General features: G+C 68.2%; 19 protein-coding genes and 2 pseudogenes. 12 read left to right on the top strand and 9 right to left on the bottom strand.

Going from position 1 to position 14835, the window contains the following annotated elements:
- On the top strand, positions 1-283 hold a 283-nt coding region (locus tag EAO76_RS16655), incomplete at its 5' end, for a transposase (RefSeq protein WP_262375526.1).
- A 27-nt stretch (positions 284-310) separates the two neighbouring features.
- On the top strand, positions 311-724 hold the full coding sequence (locus EAO76_RS16650; RefSeq protein WP_316248351.1) for a DUF3592 domain-containing protein: 414 nt from the start codon (positions 311-313) through the stop codon (positions 722-724).
- A gap of 277 nt (positions 725-1001) precedes the next feature.
- Here the strand turns inward: EAO76_RS16650 and EAO76_RS16640 are convergent.
- Together EAO76_RS16640 and EAO76_RS16635 are read right to left on the bottom strand one after the other, a co-directional pair.
- A protein-coding gene (locus EAO76_RS16640; protein WP_399462227.1) for an IS5 family transposase occupies positions 1002-1801 on the bottom strand; the annotation gives its coding sequence in 2 pieces (ribosomal slippage) (positions 1002-1453 and positions 1453-1801; 801 coding nt in all).
- A gap of 42 nt (positions 1802-1843) precedes the next feature.
- Positions 1844-2098 (bottom strand): DUF6332 family protein, encoded by a 255-nt coding sequence (locus tag EAO76_RS16635; RefSeq protein ID WP_187438663.1) that lies wholly within the window; start codon positions 2096-2098, stop codon positions 1844-1846.
- A 208-nt stretch (positions 2099-2306) separates the two neighbouring features.
- Between EAO76_RS16635 and EAO76_RS16630 the strand changes: the two genes are divergently transcribed.
- From EAO76_RS16630 to EAO76_RS16620, 3 genes and pseudogenes are all read left to right on the top strand, one after another.
- Positions 2307-2738, top strand: a complete 432-nt coding sequence (locus tag EAO76_RS16630; RefSeq protein ID WP_262375525.1) for a hypothetical protein — start codon at positions 2307-2309, stop codon at positions 2736-2738.
- A gap of 42 nt (positions 2739-2780) precedes the next feature.
- A pseudogene (locus tag EAO76_RS16625) lies at positions 2781-3152 on the top strand (transposase family protein); the annotation flags it as partial.
- A 142-nt stretch (positions 3153-3294) separates the two neighbouring features.
- Positions 3295-3687: a hypothetical protein gene (locus tag EAO76_RS16620; protein WP_148836748.1), complete on the top strand. Its 393-nt coding sequence runs from the start codon at positions 3295-3297 to the stop codon at positions 3685-3687.
- Here EAO76_RS16620 and EAO76_RS16615 read toward each other — a convergent pair.
- From EAO76_RS16615 to EAO76_RS16605, 3 genes are all read right to left on the bottom strand, one after another.
- Positions 3684-4952: an IS110 family transposase gene (locus tag EAO76_RS16615; RefSeq protein WP_399462224.1), complete on the bottom strand. Its 1269-nt coding sequence runs from the start codon at positions 4950-4952 to the stop codon at positions 3684-3686. The genes EAO76_RS16620 and EAO76_RS16615 overlap by 4 nt on opposite strands.
- A gap of 79 nt (positions 4953-5031) precedes the next feature.
- Positions 5032-5658 (bottom strand): hypothetical protein, encoded by a 627-nt coding sequence (locus tag EAO76_RS44605; protein ID WP_187438662.1) that lies wholly within the window; start codon positions 5656-5658, stop codon positions 5032-5034.
- 1160 nt (positions 5659-6818) lie between these two features.
- The gene (locus EAO76_RS16605) at positions 6819-7757 is read right to left on the bottom strand and encodes a serine/threonine-protein kinase (protein ID WP_148836746.1); all 939 of its coding nucleotides are present in this window, start codon (positions 7755-7757) and stop codon (positions 6819-6821) included.
- Between the two features lie 396 nt (positions 7758-8153).
- Here EAO76_RS16605 and EAO76_RS16600 point away from each other — a divergent pair, with 396 nt between their 5' ends.
- The 4 genes from EAO76_RS16600 to EAO76_RS16585 all read left to right on the top strand — a co-directional run bounded on the left by EAO76_RS16600 (position 8154) and on the right by EAO76_RS16585 (position 10218).
- Positions 8154-9026 (top strand): helix-turn-helix transcriptional regulator, encoded by an 873-nt coding sequence (locus EAO76_RS16600; protein WP_148836745.1) that lies wholly within the window; start codon positions 8154-8156, stop codon positions 9024-9026.
- A 5-nt stretch (positions 9027-9031) separates the two neighbouring features.
- Positions 9032-9229: a DUF397 domain-containing protein gene (locus tag EAO76_RS16595; RefSeq protein WP_187438661.1), complete on the top strand. Its 198-nt coding sequence runs from the start codon at positions 9032-9034 to the stop codon at positions 9227-9229.
- 5 nt (positions 9230-9234) lie between these two features.
- Positions 9235-9435 carry a DUF397 domain-containing protein gene (locus EAO76_RS16590; RefSeq protein WP_148836744.1) on the top strand — a complete coding sequence of 67 codons (201 nt, stop codon included), beginning with the start codon at positions 9235-9237 and terminating at the stop codon, positions 9433-9435.
- A gap of 177 nt (positions 9436-9612) precedes the next feature.
- Positions 9613-10218: a dihydrofolate reductase family protein gene (locus EAO76_RS16585; protein WP_148836743.1), complete on the top strand. Its 606-nt coding sequence runs from the start codon at positions 9613-9615 to the stop codon at positions 10216-10218.
- 184 nt (positions 10219-10402) lie between these two features.
- On the opposite strand, the gene EAO76_RS16580 is transcribed toward EAO76_RS16585, so the two are convergent.
- Positions 10403-10576: a type II toxin-antitoxin system prevent-host-death family antitoxin gene (locus EAO76_RS16580; RefSeq protein WP_148836742.1), complete on the bottom strand. Its 174-nt coding sequence runs from the start codon at positions 10574-10576 to the stop codon at positions 10403-10405.
- A gap of 44 nt (positions 10577-10620) precedes the next feature.
- Here EAO76_RS16580 and EAO76_RS16575 point away from each other — a divergent pair, with 44 nt between their 5' ends.
- Together EAO76_RS16575 and EAO76_RS16570 are read left to right on the top strand one after the other, a co-directional pair.
- Positions 10621-11847 carry an RNA-guided endonuclease TnpB family protein gene (locus tag EAO76_RS16575; protein ID WP_148836741.1) on the top strand — a complete coding sequence of 409 codons (1227 nt, stop codon included), beginning with the start codon at positions 10621-10623 and terminating at the stop codon, positions 11845-11847.
- Positions 11848-11874: 27 nt separating this feature from the next.
- Positions 11875-12933, top strand: a complete 1059-nt coding sequence (locus EAO76_RS16570) for a phosphotransferase family protein (RefSeq protein ID WP_148836740.1) — start codon at positions 11875-11877, stop codon at positions 12931-12933.
- 15 nt (positions 12934-12948) lie between these two features.
- Here the strand turns inward: EAO76_RS16570 and EAO76_RS44600 are convergent, their stop codons facing one another.
- The 3 genes and pseudogenes from EAO76_RS44600 to EAO76_RS16560 form a co-directional block, all read right to left on the bottom strand.
- On the bottom strand, positions 12949-13095 hold the full coding sequence (locus EAO76_RS44600) for a hypothetical protein (RefSeq protein ID WP_187438665.1): 147 nt from the start codon (positions 13093-13095) through the stop codon (positions 12949-12951).
- An 88-nt stretch (positions 13096-13183) separates the two neighbouring features.
- Positions 13184-13387, bottom strand: a pseudogene (locus EAO76_RS47605) (transposase); the annotation flags it as partial.
- 32 nt (positions 13388-13419) lie between these two features.
- Positions 13420-14274: a class I SAM-dependent methyltransferase gene (locus EAO76_RS16560; RefSeq protein ID WP_148836739.1), complete on the bottom strand. Its 855-nt coding sequence runs from the start codon at positions 14272-14274 to the stop codon at positions 13420-13422.
- Between the two features lie 62 nt (positions 14275-14336).
- On the opposite strand from EAO76_RS16560, the gene EAO76_RS16555 reads away from it, so the two are divergent.
- Positions 14337-14835, top strand: a 499-nt coding sequence (locus EAO76_RS16555) for a TetR/AcrR family transcriptional regulator (protein WP_148836738.1), incomplete at its 3' end; no start/stop codon positions are given.

The following is a 14835-nucleotide window of genomic DNA, read 5'->3' as shown; positions in this document are numbered from 1 at the left end:
GGACCGCCTGAACACCCACGTCTCCCACGCCATGCGCGAGTTGATCGCCGAGCGTGCATGGCTGACGGTGTTCCTGCTTCCCGCCTACTCGCCCGACCTCAACCCCGTCGAGTGGGTCTGGGCGCACGTCAAACGAAGCCTGGCCAACCTCGCCGTCATGGCCCTCGACCGACTCGAGGCCCTCGTCCGCAACCGGCTCAAGCGCCTGCAGTACCGCCCCGACACCCTCGACGGCTTCATAGCCGGCACCGGCCTGACCCTCGACACCCCGACCTCACCCTGACGAGCCGAAGTCAGTATCCCCCTCCTCTTGATCATCTTTGCGGTATACGCAGCCATCGTCCTGCTCCGCCGGTTCCGTCAGGTCAGCGACGCCTGGTCCAAGGGAATCACCACCCAGGCACGGTGTGTCAGGTCGTACACGACAACCAGCGGCGGCGGGGACAGTACGATGCGCACGACGCTGCACCACGTCTACGAGTTCACGACCCGCAACGGGCGCGTCGTCCGGTTCGACGAGGAGGGTGGACCGTCGACCACGGTCGAGGGCGACATCGTCACCGTCCACTACCTGCCGGAGCGCCCTGAGCGCGCCACCGCCAAGGCCCCGGCCCACGGGAAGCTCGCCGCGAGCACGTGCGGCGCGATGCTCTTCCTCGCCGTGTTCATCGGCTTCGCCGTCTTTATCATGATCGCCTGGAACTCGGACGGCTCGATGCCCTGACACCCGGGTCCGAGGCCCGTCGCTGCCGCGACGCCCGCTTCCCGGATCACCAACCTGCCCCGCCAACCGCTGCCCAGGAACAGGACCTGGACGGCGAGCTGGACCGGCGCCTGGCCCAGGTGACCAGCCGGTGAGCGACGCCATGTACATCGTCCTGGACGACACCGCGATGGCCGCAGCCGGCCAGGGCAACGTCCTCGCTTCCCGTCTGATCCACCGCGCCCACGCCGAATCGGGCTGGTTCCTGTACGCCCCGGCATGCGCGGTAGAAGTCATCTCATTTGGCGAGTCTGCGGTAGCAGATGAGGGTGCAGGCGATGCTGGTGAAGGCGAGGAAGTGTTCGGCCTTGCGTTCGTAGCGGCGGTGGAGTCGGCGGCAGCCGGCGAGCCAGGCCATGGTGCGTTCGATGGTCCAGCGGTGTCGGCCGAGTCGCTGTGAGGACTCGATGCCCTTGCGGGCGATGCGGTGCCGGATGCCTCGCTGTGCCGGCCATTGCCGCAGGTGGCGGTAGTCGTAGCCCTTGTCGGCGTGGAGCTTTGCGGGCCTGCGCCGGCGTGGGCCCCGCCGGGATCTGATGGGCGGTATGCCCTTCACGAGCGGGATCAGGGCCTGGCTGTCGTGGACGTTGGCGCCGGAGATGCCGACGGAGAGGGGCAGACCGGTCCGCTCGGTGATCAGGTGGATCTTCGACCCGTACTTGCCCCGGTCGACAGGATTCGGACCTGTCAGGTCCCCCTTTTCAAAGCCCGCATGTTCACCGAGTCGATCGCGCACCTCGACCAGTCCAGAGCGCTGCGGGAACCGAGTTCGTCGAGGACCAGGCGGTGGAGCCTGGCCCATACCCTGGCCTTCGTCCACTCGGCGAACCGTCGGTGGGCCGTCGCCCCGGACGGCCCGAACGATGCCGCGGGCAGCTGCTGCCACGGGCAGCCCGACGTGGCCACGAACACGATCGCAGCCAGCACCTCCCGATCGCCGTGACGCCGTCGGCCGCCGCCCTGAGGCCGCGACGGCGCCTCCGGCACCACCCGCTGGAACAGCTCCCACAACTCGTCCGGCACCAGCCGCTCAACGATTCCCACGCCGGGAGGCTACCGACCGCAAGGGAAGACCTGTAGTCAGTGGCCCATTCGGCGCTGCTCGTCGAACCGAAGCAGCACCCGTACCAGACGCCACACGCCGGCCACCGCTCCGAGCAGTGCACCCCCTACCAACACGCCTTTCTCTGCCGAACCAGAGAGGGCAAGGGCCTGGACGAGAACCCGGACGACGGCAAAGATCACCCCAGCCAGCACGGCGGCAGTCACCAGGGAGAAAACGATTTCCACCGTCATTGCGTCCTTTTTCCACCGCGACTCACGCCCCATGTCCACACGACAAGTCTCACATCGAGGTCAAGTCCCCCACACCTGCGCCTGACTGCTGACTCTCATGAGCGACTCGATCGCCAATTGAGATGGCTTGTAAGCGCTGTCCCATAAATGGTGCGCCGAGTAGGGTGCCTGGCACGACTTGGTATGGTTGTCCGCATTTGGATGGCCTGGACGCGCAGTGGGCCTCGGATTTCATGGAGGCCGAGCGGTGCGGTTCGTCTGCCGGAACTTTGGACTGTCGGATCTGCCGCGGCGCGGTCTCGCCCCACACGAAGCCCCCCTGGAGGTGCTTCTCCTCGACATTGAGGCAGAGCTGTCCATCTGGAAAGAGGGGAGGGCGGTGTGGTCCGAGGAGGCGTTTCCCGTGGCCGAGCTTGCGTACCACCTGGAGCTCTGGCTCCAGAGTCCGGCCGTCGGACAGGAGGATTTCGAGTTCGACTCGATGCAAGCGGATGCGGGACTGATCCGCATCGTGGGCTTTGACGGAGGCTGGCGAATCGGCTCCAACTTCACGCCTGACTCCTGGACCTCGCCCGTCGTCTGGGATGTTCTCGTGGCGGAGATCAAGCAGTTCGACCGTTCCGTGCGTGAGGGCGTCGCTGCGATGGGTATCGAGCTGTCCTTCATCCCAGAGGTCTGACTGCTTTTCCGTCCGGTCGGGAGGGGATGGAATGATCACGATGTGGCTGGTGTGATCTCGGCGTCAGAGCCGTCTTGGACAGGCCCGTTCACCGGGCTGAGCCCGCGCCAGTTTGCCAAGCTGATGACCGCGCTGCGGCGCGACGGAGCGGACGCGATCCGAAAGGGGCGACCATGGGGTCTTCCGCTGGAGGACCGAGCGTTGTTGATCGCGGTGTACTGGCAGACGAACTTGACGATGCGCCAGCTTGCCCCGCTGTTCGGGGTGTCGAAGTCGGCGGCAGACCGCATCATCGACCATCTCGGCCCGATGCTCGCGTTCCAGCCGTGCAAGCGGTTCCGCAAGGACACCGTGCTCATCGTGGACAGCACCTTGGTGCCCACCCGGGACCACGCAGTGGCTGAGCGGTCCAAGACATCTCATGTCGTTGAAGGTCAACTCAGTGCGCGGCAGCCTCACGTCCGACCCCAGTGGTCGGAGGTGATGTGCCTCGTCTGTCGGAGCCGCCCGATAACATCGCGGCGCGTCATAAGGCGGACACCAGAGGGGACCGAACATGCAGGTCGCCGGCGTTGATTTTCGGGTGAATCATCCTGTTCTGGCGTTGGGGTCGTCCGACTGGCTGCCGGTGTTGGAGCTGGGAGGCGCGGCCGCGGTCGGGTGTGACACTCATGTGGCAATCCGGGTTCAGGCTCAGGTTCGACTCATCAAGGTCCGGCTCTTCAGCGATCCGCTCGACGAGGAGTCAGGGCCGGATCCTTCCTTCACGACCGTCTTCGAGGGGCCGATCTCGTTGGCTGACGGACGGCTGGTCATCGGGGATGTCATGGGCGTGACGCGCTTCGTGAGCCTCATCGGTGAAGCGGGCAGGCGGCATATCCGTGTCGCCGTTGACGAGCCCGGCTGGAACGCGGCCGCCGTCGACATCTTCGTGGGTCCGCGGCTCTAGGCAGCGAGCGCAGCGGATGCAGTGAAGGCCCGTTCGGGGTCGTAGGGCATGCGGTTTTGCAGGCAGTGGTAGAGGCAGCCGAGCAGCTTGTTGAACAGGTTCCTGAGAGCTGCGGTATGGCGTTCTCCAGCAGCTCTCCGTCGGTCGTAGTGGGCTCGTGGAGCCTGCGTTCGGAGGGCTGCGAAGGCCCACATGTGCCCGGCTGAGGCCAGTCGCTGGTTCTTGACGGTCCGGGCCACGACCACGTGGCTTCGACCGGAGGCTCGCGTCACGGGTGCCGCTCCGGCGTATGCCTTCATGGCTCTGGCGTCTGCGAAGCGTTCGCGGTCGTCCCCGATCTCGGCGAGGACGCGTGCCCCGGACAGTACAGACAGCCCCGGGAAGCTTGTGATGATGTCTGCATCAGGGTGTGCGAGGAATGCCTCTTCCGTCGCCGCCGCGAGCTGAGTGACGCTGAGGCAGGCGGCGTCGACCTGTCGGACGAGCGCCACTGTCTGGTGTCCCGGAGCCTGTTCGACCTGCGGCAGTTGCCGCAGGTAGTCGGCGCGGAAGACCGTCCGAAGTCGCTCGATCTCGGCTTCGATTCCGCAGCGTGGGCGCTCGCCGTGCTTGAGCAGCGCGCGCAGCTGGCTGCGGGTCAGCCTGACGGCGTCGGCCGGTGTGGGTGCGGCAGTCAGGATCACGCGGGCGCGTGGTGAGTCGAGTCCGGGTTTGCCGGCGCCGTGGAAGGCGGCAAGGGCGGCTGGACAGTACTCGCGCAGATGCGACCGGAGCCGGTTGATCATCTGCTGCCGGTCCCAGTTTGCATCCTGATGAGCGCGGGCCAGAACGGCGACGGCCTGCCCGACCTCGCTGTTGTCGGGCAAGGGACGATGGGCGTGTCGGTCGGTGCGCAGGATGTTGGCCAGAACCCGGGCGTCCGCTGCGTCGGACTTGGCTCGGGAGACGCTGCCACGATCGCGATAGCGGGCTGCGACCAGTGGGTTGATCGCGTGGATCTGACGGCCGGTGGCCCGCAGGCCGGCGACGAGGAGCCCGCGCGGCGTCTCGATGGCGACAGGAATCGGATCCTCTGTGCTGTCACCGTGCCGGTTCAGGAGCTCTATCAGCGCGTGGAAGCCCGCGCTGTCGCCGCTGATCCGTAGCTTGGCCACCTGGGTTCCGTCCTGGTCGACCAGGGCTATGTCGTGGTGCCCTTCCGTCCCGTCCCGCGGCCACCCGGCTTCGGCGTCCTGTCCGGGAGCAACGGCTCGATCCGCGCCCACTGCGCATCAGCCAACAGCACACCCGGACCAACGACCAGCTGATCCAAACGAAACCGCCTAGCTCGGCCGGTCCGACGCACTACGGCCCCTTCGGCCAGACGGTCAGGTCGAAGGTGACGAATTCCTTGCCATCGCGTTCCTGTGGGGCCTCACGGATGATCGCGAGCCCTATGAAGGAGTCGGTGTAGACGCACACCTGCGCCCCCTTGATGAGCCGCGACTTGTTGATCGAGTCCGCGAACCGCGTATCCGCCTTGCACGTCTCCAGCGAACCCTGCTGACTGCGGTCGAGCGCCACGAACTCGCCACCCGAGGATTCGAAGCCGAGGTTCATGCCGCTGTCGTAACCCAGGTCGCCCCCGTAGCCCTCACGGAGCTCGATCGGGTCGTCGGAGAGGACAACGTGGTAGCCGGTGGGCATCCGGATGCCCACCTTGGAGATCGGCTTGGCATCCGCCGGCGGCGGTGTCGATCCCTGTCCCCCGGATTCGGCCGGTGTACCTCCCGCCGGGGGCGGCGCGGTGACGGTGACAGTCACCGCCGGTTGGGCGACCGGGGCATTCACCCTGGCGGTCGGCGAGTTCACCACTGCGGGAAGCCCGAAGAAGCCGAGGAGGAGGCCCACAACACCGGTGAGGGCAGAGACTAGGGTGGCGACCTCGACCAGGCGCCGACCTCGTCCCGGCTCCGGCGGCACCAGCGGCACCGCTGGTACCGGCGACGGGTCGGGAGCCGGTCTCGGCGTCGGCTCCGGCGGGGTACTAGGCGGGCTTGGCTCCGTGCTCACGTAACGACTCCTTCTGGCCCTGACGGCATGACGCAGATCGAGGTCATCAACTTAGCGTGCCTTGCAGGACATTGACGCAAAATGCAAGAGTCGCCGCCGCGGCCCTGTGGCGGGTCCGGGGCCGGGGTTCTGCACAGGATCGTCGACCGCCCGCCCGTTTGTCGACGGCCCGGCCCCGGACCGTGCCGCCGCTCGGTCTGCTGTGCCACGGTGCCAGTCGCAGACGGGGCCGGGGCCCCGTCCGTCGACCGCCCGCCCCTCCGGGCCGGTGCCTCACCGCTCCGCGTCGTCGACCACCTACTCCGCGGCCCACCCCGGGATTCCGGACGTCCCGCCGCGCGACGGCCGCCGGCGCCCCCAACCCGCCGGCGTACCCGTCCCGCCGACGTCCCCGTCCTGCTGCCGTGCCGTTCGCGCGATGGTCGACGACCTGACGGTGCGCCCGCGGCCCCGCCCTGCCGCGCCGCCCCGCGCTGGGTTACTGGGCCGCTGACGCGAGGGGAGCCCGCGCCCCGGGTTCCCCTCGTGCCGATGGCCCGGCCGCCGCCGTACCGTGGTCGACGACCTCGCGCCCCGGCCACCCCGCCGTGCTCTGCCACGCCGCGGTCTCGTCTCGTACCGTGCCGCGGTCGTGTGGTGTTTCCGTCTCGCGCGGTCCTGCATCTCGTAGCTGCGCTGTGGTCGACGACCTCGCGCCCTGGGTTCCCCTCGCGCCGCCGTCCCGCTGCTGTGCCGGGCTGCCGGGGCGCCGCGCCCCGCGTTCCGTGCTGTACCGCGGTCGGTGGCCGGTTGGGCCCGGCCCCGCGCCCCGGGTTCCTGCCGCGTCGGCGGCCCGGCCACGGCCGCGCCGCCGCGGCCCTGCGGGCCGCCGCTTCACCGCTTCGCGCTGTCGACCACCTACTCCGCGGCCCCGCCCCGCGGCCCCGGCGCCGCCGCCTCACCGCGCCGGGCTGTGTCGTAGCTGCCGGGCTTGAGGTGAAAAGCTTCAGCACCACCCGGCGCACCGCAACGCGGCCCGAGGAGCACCGGAACGTGACGGAGACCCCCGCCGGGGCGGGGGCCTTCGCTCGGGAGGCGCGTCAGGCGTTGGAGGTGATTGCGGTGACAAACGTGGTCCAAGCGGCGGCCGGGAAGGGGCAGGCCCCCAGCCCCAGTGCCTTGGAGTCGCGTTCCTTGGCCGCCCGGCGGGCCGCGGCGGCCATCACGGCGGCGTTGACGTAGCGGTCCTCCGGGTCCTTGGCGAGCGCCTGGGAGAGGAAGGCCCTGACCGCTTCCGGAACGTCGTCGGGGAGGGCCGGCACCGGTTCCTCGATGTGCTTGAGGGCGACCTCGACGGGCGAAGCCCCTCTGAACATCGGTGTTCCGGTGATCAGTTCGTAGCAGACCGCGCCGATGGCGTAGAGATCGGAGGCCGGGATGACGGGCAGGCCCCGGGCCTGCTCGGGGGCCATGTAGCGCGGCGTGCCGATGATCCCGTGCGGGTCGGTCAGCCGGGTGCCGGTCTCGGTGCGGGCGATGCCGAAATCGGTCACCGTGACCCGGCCGTCCTCGCGGAGCATCAGGTTCGACGGCTTGATGTCGCGGTGCACGATGCCGAGCCGGTGCACGGTGTGCAGCGCGTCGAGCGCCTGGGCGGCGAGGTCGAGCACCCTGGCGGGCGGAAGGAGCCCGTGCTCCTCGCGCAGCTCCTCCAGCGTCTTCCCCTCGACGAGTTCCATGACGATGTACGCGGCACGCGTCGCCGTGCCGTGGCCGTCGCCGTTCCCGGGGAACATCTGCTCGCCGTAGTCGTGGACGCCGACGACGCCCGGGTGACGGATGGTGGCGAGGACCTTGGCCTCTTTCCGGAAGCGCGGGAGGAAGGAATTGTCGTCGAGGCCCGAGGGGCGCAGGAACTTGACGGCCACCTGACGCCTGAGCACCTGGTCCTCGGCGCGCCAGACCTCGCCCATCGCGCCACCGCCCAACCGTCCGACCAGTGCGTAACGGTCGCCGATCAGCGTCCCTCGACCCCACATGCCTGCATACCTCGCGATGTTCGTCACGCACGGAGCTTCTGGCGCCCGCCGTGCGTGGCACGGCGCCCCGGAAAGGGTTTCCGGAAAGGCTATGGCCTTGCAAGGAAGCCCTCTGGTTGATCGTCAACCTGGCTGTAATCGCACGGCAGTTGTCCGAGGTGAAGCGTGCGCGGCGACCGAAGGGCCCGTTTCGGCAACATTTGGTAATCGAGTCGGTGCGGAGGGTGGCCTGTGGGTGTCGCGACAGTTTTCTGTCAGCAGATTCCTGCGTGAATTTCTGTGCCTTTTCGACGCATTCGCGCTCATGGGTGGGGTGTTCTGCGCCGACGCAGAACACTCCTTGCGGCAGCGGAACATTCTCCGTCACACTGGGTAACAAGCCCTGGGAGGCAGTAGATGATCACGGATGTGGAGTCGGCGACGCCCGCACTCTGCCGTCTTCAGTTAGGGCGTGAACTCCGGCAGCTCCGGCACGAAGCCGGTCTCACGTCGACCCAGGTCGTCCGCACTTTGATCTGCAGCCCGTCGAAGCTGACCAGGCTGGAGACGGGGGACAATTCGGTTGTCGAGGCCGTCGATGTGATGGCACTCTGCGAGATCTACGGGGCAGACCCCGAGAAGCGTGCCCTGCTGTTGGGGTACGCGGCCGTCACCAAGACGAAGCGGGACTGGTGGCAGTCGCCCGAGTACCGGCCCGCCATCCCGCCCACGTTCAAGGCGTACTTGGGGCTGGAAGCCACGGCTGCGGCTGTGTGCAACTACGAGAGCGAATTCGTCCCCGGCCTTCTCCAGACCGAGGACTACGTGCGAGCCATTTACCAGGGAGCGTCTGAGAGGCTCTCCGCCGACGAGATCGACCGACTCGTCGACGTACGGATGACGCGGCAGGAGGCGTTGCGCCGCGAATCGGCGCCGCTCAAGTTCGCGGCGGTCGTCAACGAGGCGGTTCTCCGTCGCAAGGTCGGCAGTTCGGCCGTCATGCGTGCGCAGATGGAGCATCTGGCGGAGGTGGCACAGCGGCCCTCGGTGCGGGTACAGGTCGTCCCCTTCAAGGCGGGCGTGCACCCAGGGATGAACGGCGCCTTCACGCTGTTCCGGCTCGGCGATGCGGAGTCCATCGCCTACCTGGAGTACCTGGGCGGGGCCTCGGTCACACGGAAGCGTGCCGATGTGTCCCTGTACGAAGAGGCATTCAACGACCTCCAGATTCTTGCCGTGGGGCCAGAGGAATCCCTCAGCATGATCAGAGAAGCAACCAAGGAGCATTGATCCACATGACCACTCATCAGCTCGCTGGTGCCCACTGGTTCAAGTCGAGCTACAGCAACAACCAGGGCGGCAACTGCGTCGAGGGCGCTCGGCTCGACGGGCGGGTGATGGCTGTCCGGGATTCCAAGGACCCCGGGCAGGGCGTCTGCGTGTTCCCGGCCACCGCCTGGCACGCGTTCGTCGATGGGATCAAGGAGCATTGATCTACATGACCACTCGTGAGCTCGCTGGTGTCCACTGGTTCAGGTCCAGCTACAGCAACGACCAGGGCGGGAACTGCGTCGAGGGCGCCCGGCTCGACGGGGTGGGCATGGCCGTACGCGACTCCAAGGCACTGGGGCTGGGGGCCTGCCCCTTCCCGGCCGCCGCTTGGACCACGTTTGTCACCGCAATCACCTCCAACGCCTGACGCGCCTCCCGAGCGAAGGCCCCCGCCCCGGCGGGGGTCTCCGTCACGTTCCGGTGCTCCTCGGGCCGCGTTGCGGTGCGCCGGGTGGTGCTGAAGCCGTCGCGGAGGCCGGAGGAAGTGGCGCCGATGAGTTTCCGGCGATCGTGTGGTCTACCTTTCGACGAAGGGATCCACACCATGCGCAAGGTCATCGTTTGCACGTTCCTGACGCTTGACGGCGTCATGCAGGCGCCGGGTGGTCCGGATGAGGACACGGAGAGCGGTTTCGAGCACGGCGGCTGGCAGAAACCGGTGGCCGACGACGAGGTCGGCACGGCCATCGCCGGTTGGTACGAGCACTCCGACGCGATGCTGCTCGGCCGCAAGACGTACGAGATCTTCGCGTCGTACTGGCCGACCGCAGATCCCGGCAGTCCGTTCACCGAGCGGATGAACAGCATGCACAAGTACGTCGCCTCCCGGACCCTGACGTCCGTCCAATGGCAGAACTCCACGCTGCTGAAGGGTGACATCGTCGATGCCGTACGTACGCTGAAGGCGTCCGACGGCGGCGACATCAACGTCGTCGGCAGCGGCGACCTCGCCCAGACCCTCATGCGGCACGACCTCGTCGACGAGTACCGGCTGACCATCCACCCGGTGATCATCGGCACCGGCAAGCGGCTGTTCGCCGACGGGGCGGTCCCCACCGCGCTGGAGCCGGTCAGCGTCTCGACGACGACGGGCGGCACCGTCGTCGGCATCTACCGGCCGAAGGGCAGGCCCGGCTACGACAGCTACTGATGCCGTGCGCCGCGGGATTCCCGCCCCGCGGTCGTCACGACCGGGCGGTGCCCGGCGCGCCAGCTGCAACGACGTCTCCGGGCTACCTGGATCTTGGCCAGTGCTCCGCCCTTCAGGGCGGGGGTGAAGGTCATCCCGACGCCGCGGCGCGGAGCGCCGCAGGGTTCGGATTGAAAGCCTCCGGTCAGCCTTCGTCGTGCTCGGCGGCCTCGGCCACGGACAGTGGGACGACTGCCGCGATGCGGCGTCCTCGGGAGGTGATGTAGGTGATCTGGCCGCGCGCTGAGGCGTCGTTGAGGACTTCCGCGAAGTCCCGGCGGGCGTCGGTGACGGACAACTCTTTCGGGTGCTCACTCATGAACCTGACTGTACTCCCCAGTATTTCTCTGTACGGTGATGTACATGCAGCTTCGGTACAGCTTCCGCTTGTATCCGAGCGCCGGTCAGCGCATGGCGTTGGCGAGGGCGTTCGGGTGTGCGCGGGTGGTCTACAACGACGCGCTCCGCGTTCGTGAGACCGCCCGCGCCGAGGGGCTGCCGTTCCCGAAGGCCGGCGACCTGTCCAAGCTGCTGATCACCGAGGCGAAGAAGACCCCGGAGCGGGCCTGGCTCGGCGAGGTGTCGGCGGTGGTCCTCCAGCAGTCCCTCCGGGACCTGGACAGCGCGTACCGGAACTTCTTCGACGGCCTCAAGGACAAGCGCCCCCGCATGGGAGCGCCCCGCTTCAAGAGCCGCAGGGGCAACCGGCAGGCCGTACGGTTCACCGCCAACGCCCGCTGGAAGATCACGACCGGCGGGGATCTGGCCTTGCCGAAGATCGGTGATGTGCGGGTGAAGTGGTCCCGCAACCTGCCCTCCACCCCGTCCACGGTGACCGTGATCAAGGATGCGGCCGGGCGGTACTTCTGCTCCTTCGTGGTCGAGACCGAGGCGGGCGAGGTACTGCCCGAGGTCATGCCCGAGGTCGGCATCGACTTGGGCCTGTCCCACTTCGCTGTCCTCTCGGACGGCACGAAGATCGAGTCTCCGCGCTTCCTGCGTCGGGCCGAGAAGAAGCTCAAGCGCGCACAGCAGGCCCTCAGCCGCAAGGCCAAGGGGTCGAACAACCGGAACAAGGCCCGGCTCAGGGTCGCCCGCGCTCACGCACGGGTGGCCGACGCACGGCGCGAGTTCCACCAGCTCTCCATGAAGCTGATCCGCGAGAACCAAGCGGTCGCGGTGGAAGACCTGGCGGTGAAAGGACTCGCGCGCACGCGCCTGGCCAAGTCCGTGCACGACGCCGGATGGTCGGCGTTCGTCGGCATGCTGGAGTACAAGGCCGCCCGGCACGGGCGCACCTTCGTGAAGATCGGCCGCTTCGAGCCCACCAGTCAGGTGTGCTCGCAGTGCGGCGTCAAGGACGGCCCCAAGCCCCTGCACGTCCGCGTGTGGACCTGCGGGGCGTGCGGGGCCGTCCTGGACCGGGACATCAACGCGGCGGTCAACGTCGCCAAGGCCGCCGGACTGGCGGTATCAGCCTGCGGAGCGCGGGTAAGACCGGGACTCGTCCCGGCACCGCGCGAAGAAACAGGAACCCACCCGAAGGCGAGCCGGGCATCCGGCAGCCAGGCGGGAATCTCCGTCCTTTAGGGCGGAGAGGATGTCAAGCTCGTCGGCATGTCGAACCGTGTTCCTTTCAGCGAGGCGCTGCTCTCCGCCGTGGGCGCTCCCGAGCGGGCCGAACTCCTGGGCAGCAGCCCGCGGTCGCGGGTGTGGCGGGTGCGGCTGGCCGACCGGCGGTTGGTGATCGTCAAGCAGATCGCCGACGGCGGGGACACGGGAGCCGACGCGAGCACGCGCTTCGCGCGGGAGGTCGCCGGGCTGCGCCTGGCGGGTCGGGCCTCCGGGCCCGCCGTGGCCCCCGAGGTGCTCGCCACGGATCCGCCCTCGCGGGTGATGGTTCTTGAGCACGTGGACGACCTCGGCAGGACGGACGACTGGATGCCAAGGTACGCCGAGTCGCTCGCCCGGCTGCACGCCCTGACCGGGCCCGCCGACGCGGGCGCACTGCCGGTCTGGTCGGGACCCACGGCCGCCGACGCGGAGTCCTTCCTCGCCCTGGCAAGGGCGCTCGACGTGCCCGTGCCGCCCACGGTTCCCGATGAACTCGCCGGTCTCCTGGAGCGGTTGGACCCCACCCCGCACCACGCGCTGCTGCACGGCGACCCCTGTCCCGGCAACGATCTGCGCACCGCCGACGGCGTCCGCTTCGTCGACTTCGAGGGGGCCTCGCTCGGCAACGGCCTGATCGAACTCGCCTACTTCCGCATCGGCTTCCCCACCTGCTGGTGTGCCATGTCGGTCACCGCGGCCCCGCTCGCGGAGGTCGAGGACGTCTACCGGACCACCTGGCGCGGCCTCACCGGGAAGGACGTGCCGGGTGATCTCGCCGACGCGTGTGCGGGCTGGCTGATCCAGGGCGACGCGCTCGTCGAGCGGGCCCACCGCGGGACGGTCGACCAGTTCGCCCGGGTGCCCTCCGAGGACTTCGAGTGGGGCTACGTCTCCGCCCGCGAGCGGCTCGTCCACCGCCTGGGCGTGGTCGCCGACATGACCCGCGACCACGACCACCTGCACGCCGTCGGCCGCCTCAGCTCCGCCCTGGCCGCCCGCCTGCTCCAGCACTGGCCGCAGCTGCGCCCGCTGCCCGCGCACGACACCCGCCCCTGGTACTAGGTCCTGTCTCCTCGATCACGATCGGAGCCAGATGAGTAATGCCACCGCAGTGATGGTGCCGAGGCAGAGGTATCCGCGCTTGTCGTAACGGGTCCCCACGACCCGGAACTGTTTCAGCTTGTTGATCGCCCGCTCGACCTTCGGCGGCGTGCTGGTGGGCACGCATCGCGGTGGAGTCGACCGAGACGTCCCAGTCGATGCCGCCCTTGGCGTGGACCTGGTACTGAACGTGCTGAAGCAGCACCTCCCAGGTGCCGTCGGCTGACCACGGCGCGTGCCGCTTGTGGACGGTCCGCCGCGGCTCAAAGCGTTCCGGCAGCTCACGCCACTGCACGCCGGTGCCCAACCGGTGGATGATGCCGGTGATCACCTGGCGGTGGTCCCGCCACCGGCCGTACCGGTTGTTGCTCACCGGCAGCAGCGGTTTCAGCAGTGCCCGTTCATCGTCGGTCAGATCCCCCTGCTGATCACTTCCGGAACGATGCGTCAGTTGTCCGAAGAGATGTGCTCACGCGCCGCTGTGACGATCCAGACCGCCCCGGGGATACAGACACCCTCTGGGGTCTCGAACTCCGTGAGGGCGTCATGCACTTCGGCACGGATGCGGGTGATGGTTGTCGGGTCGACATTGCGCAGGTTGTAGTGCGTCGGGCCCATGGAGAAGATGAAGTCGGCGGCGTCACCCGCGTCGGCGCCGAAGGTCATGGGCGCCTCGACTGAAGCCACCTCGATGTCGGTGAACCCGCTTGCGGCGAGCACTTGACGGATGCGCGCTGGGTCGAGGAGCGACCCCATACCCCTGGAGGCGGGGGACGCCTCGCGCAGGAACGGGGAGAGTGCGGCGGTTGCGCGGGCGTAGGCGCTGTCCGGGCCCGCGGGCTGCGGGCCCAGGAACGCGAGGCGGCCGGCGGGCACGAGCGCGCGCCGGAGATGGGTGAAGGCTGCGACGTGGTCGGCGAAGAACATGACACCGCCGCGGCTGATGAGGACATCGAATCCGCGGTCGGGGAATGGATGCACCTGTGCGTCACCCTGTTCGAAGGTGACATTGTCGAGACCTTCCGCGGCTGCGTCACGGCGGGCACGTTCCAGCATCGGCTCGGACAGGTCGATACCCACGACGTTTCCGTCGTGGGCCCGTTGCGCTGCGAGGCGCGTCGTCTGGCCGGTGCCGCAACCGACGTCGAGAACCCAGTTCTGGGCTGTGATGTCCGCGGCGGTGAGGAGTGGGGCGTTGAACGAGCCCATCATCCCGTTGTAACGCTCGGGGTGTTCGGCCCAGAGGATGCCCTCCCAGTCGTTCCATGCCTCTGCCTGCTGACGGTTGGCGATCGTATGCACGGCCTGCCCTCCAATGATTAGAGTTCACCTCTAGAGTTCAACTCTAGATATAGACTCCAGTCATGGGTGAGGGCAAGGGGAAGCAGGGCCGCAAGGCTCAGGAGACACGGCGACGGATCATCGAAGCGGCCGGCGCGCTCTTCGTCGAGCAGGGCTACGGGGCGACAAAACTGCAAGAGATCGCCGACCGGGCAGGGGTGGCGGTGCAGACCATCTACTTCGTCTTTCGCAACAAGCCATCGCTGCTCAAGGAACTTGTCGACGTCGCGATCGCGGGCGACGACGAACCCGTGCCGACGATGGATCGGCCCTGGTTCATGGAGGTTACGACCGCACCTACCGCCGAGTCCGCACTGGCCGCACTGGTCGCCGGCACCCGCAGGACACTCGAACGCGTCGCGGCCATCAACGAGATGGTCCGCGCCGCGACAGCAACCAACCCGGAGATCCGAGAGCTGTGGCCGGATCAGGCAGACCCGCGGTACACAGTGATCGCGACGGCGGCGAAGTCCCTGACCAAGAAGCCAGGCGCCCGCCCTGCCATCCCGGTCGAGGAAACGG

It is taken from the genome of Streptomyces sp. sk2.1 (genome assembly GCF_008120935.1).
Lineage (GTDB): Bacteria > Actinomycetota > Actinomycetes > Streptomycetales > Streptomycetaceae > Streptomyces.
Note: the sequence above shows the minus strand (reverse complement) of the source record. Positions and strands in the feature narration are given on the sequence as shown.

Bases quoted from the DNA above. Each gene is read 5' to 3' on its own strand.
- EAO76_RS16575 (WP_148836741.1), top strand. From the start codon at position 10,621: ATGCAGCTTCGGTACAGCTTCCGCTTGTATCCGAGCGCCGGTCAGCGC.
- EAO76_RS16600 (WP_148836745.1), top strand. From the start codon at position 8,154: ATGATCACGGATGTGGAGTCGGCGACGCCCGCACTCTGCCGTCTTCAG.
- EAO76_RS16595 (WP_187438661.1), top strand. From the start codon at position 9,032: ATGACCACTCATCAGCTCGCTGGTGCCCACTGGTTCAAGTCGAGCTAC.
- EAO76_RS16585 (WP_148836743.1), top strand. From the start codon at position 9,613: ATGCGCAAGGTCATCGTTTGCACGTTCCTGACGCTTGACGGCGTCATG.
- EAO76_RS16605 (WP_148836746.1), bottom strand. From the start codon at position 7,757: ATGTGGGGTCGAGGGACGCTGATCGGCGACCGTTACGCACTGGTCGGA.
- EAO76_RS16590 (WP_148836744.1), top strand. From the start codon at position 9,235: ATGACCACTCGTGAGCTCGCTGGTGTCCACTGGTTCAGGTCCAGCTAC.
- EAO76_RS16620 (WP_148836748.1), top strand. From the start codon at position 3,295: ATGCAGGTCGCCGGCGTTGATTTTCGGGTGAATCATCCTGTTCTGGCG.
- EAO76_RS16580 (WP_148836742.1), bottom strand. From the start codon at position 10,576: ATGAGTGAGCACCCGAAAGAGTTGTCCGTCACCGACGCCCGCCGGGAC.
- EAO76_RS16570 (WP_148836740.1), top strand. From the start codon at position 11,875: ATGTCGAACCGTGTTCCTTTCAGCGAGGCGCTGCTCTCCGCCGTGGGC.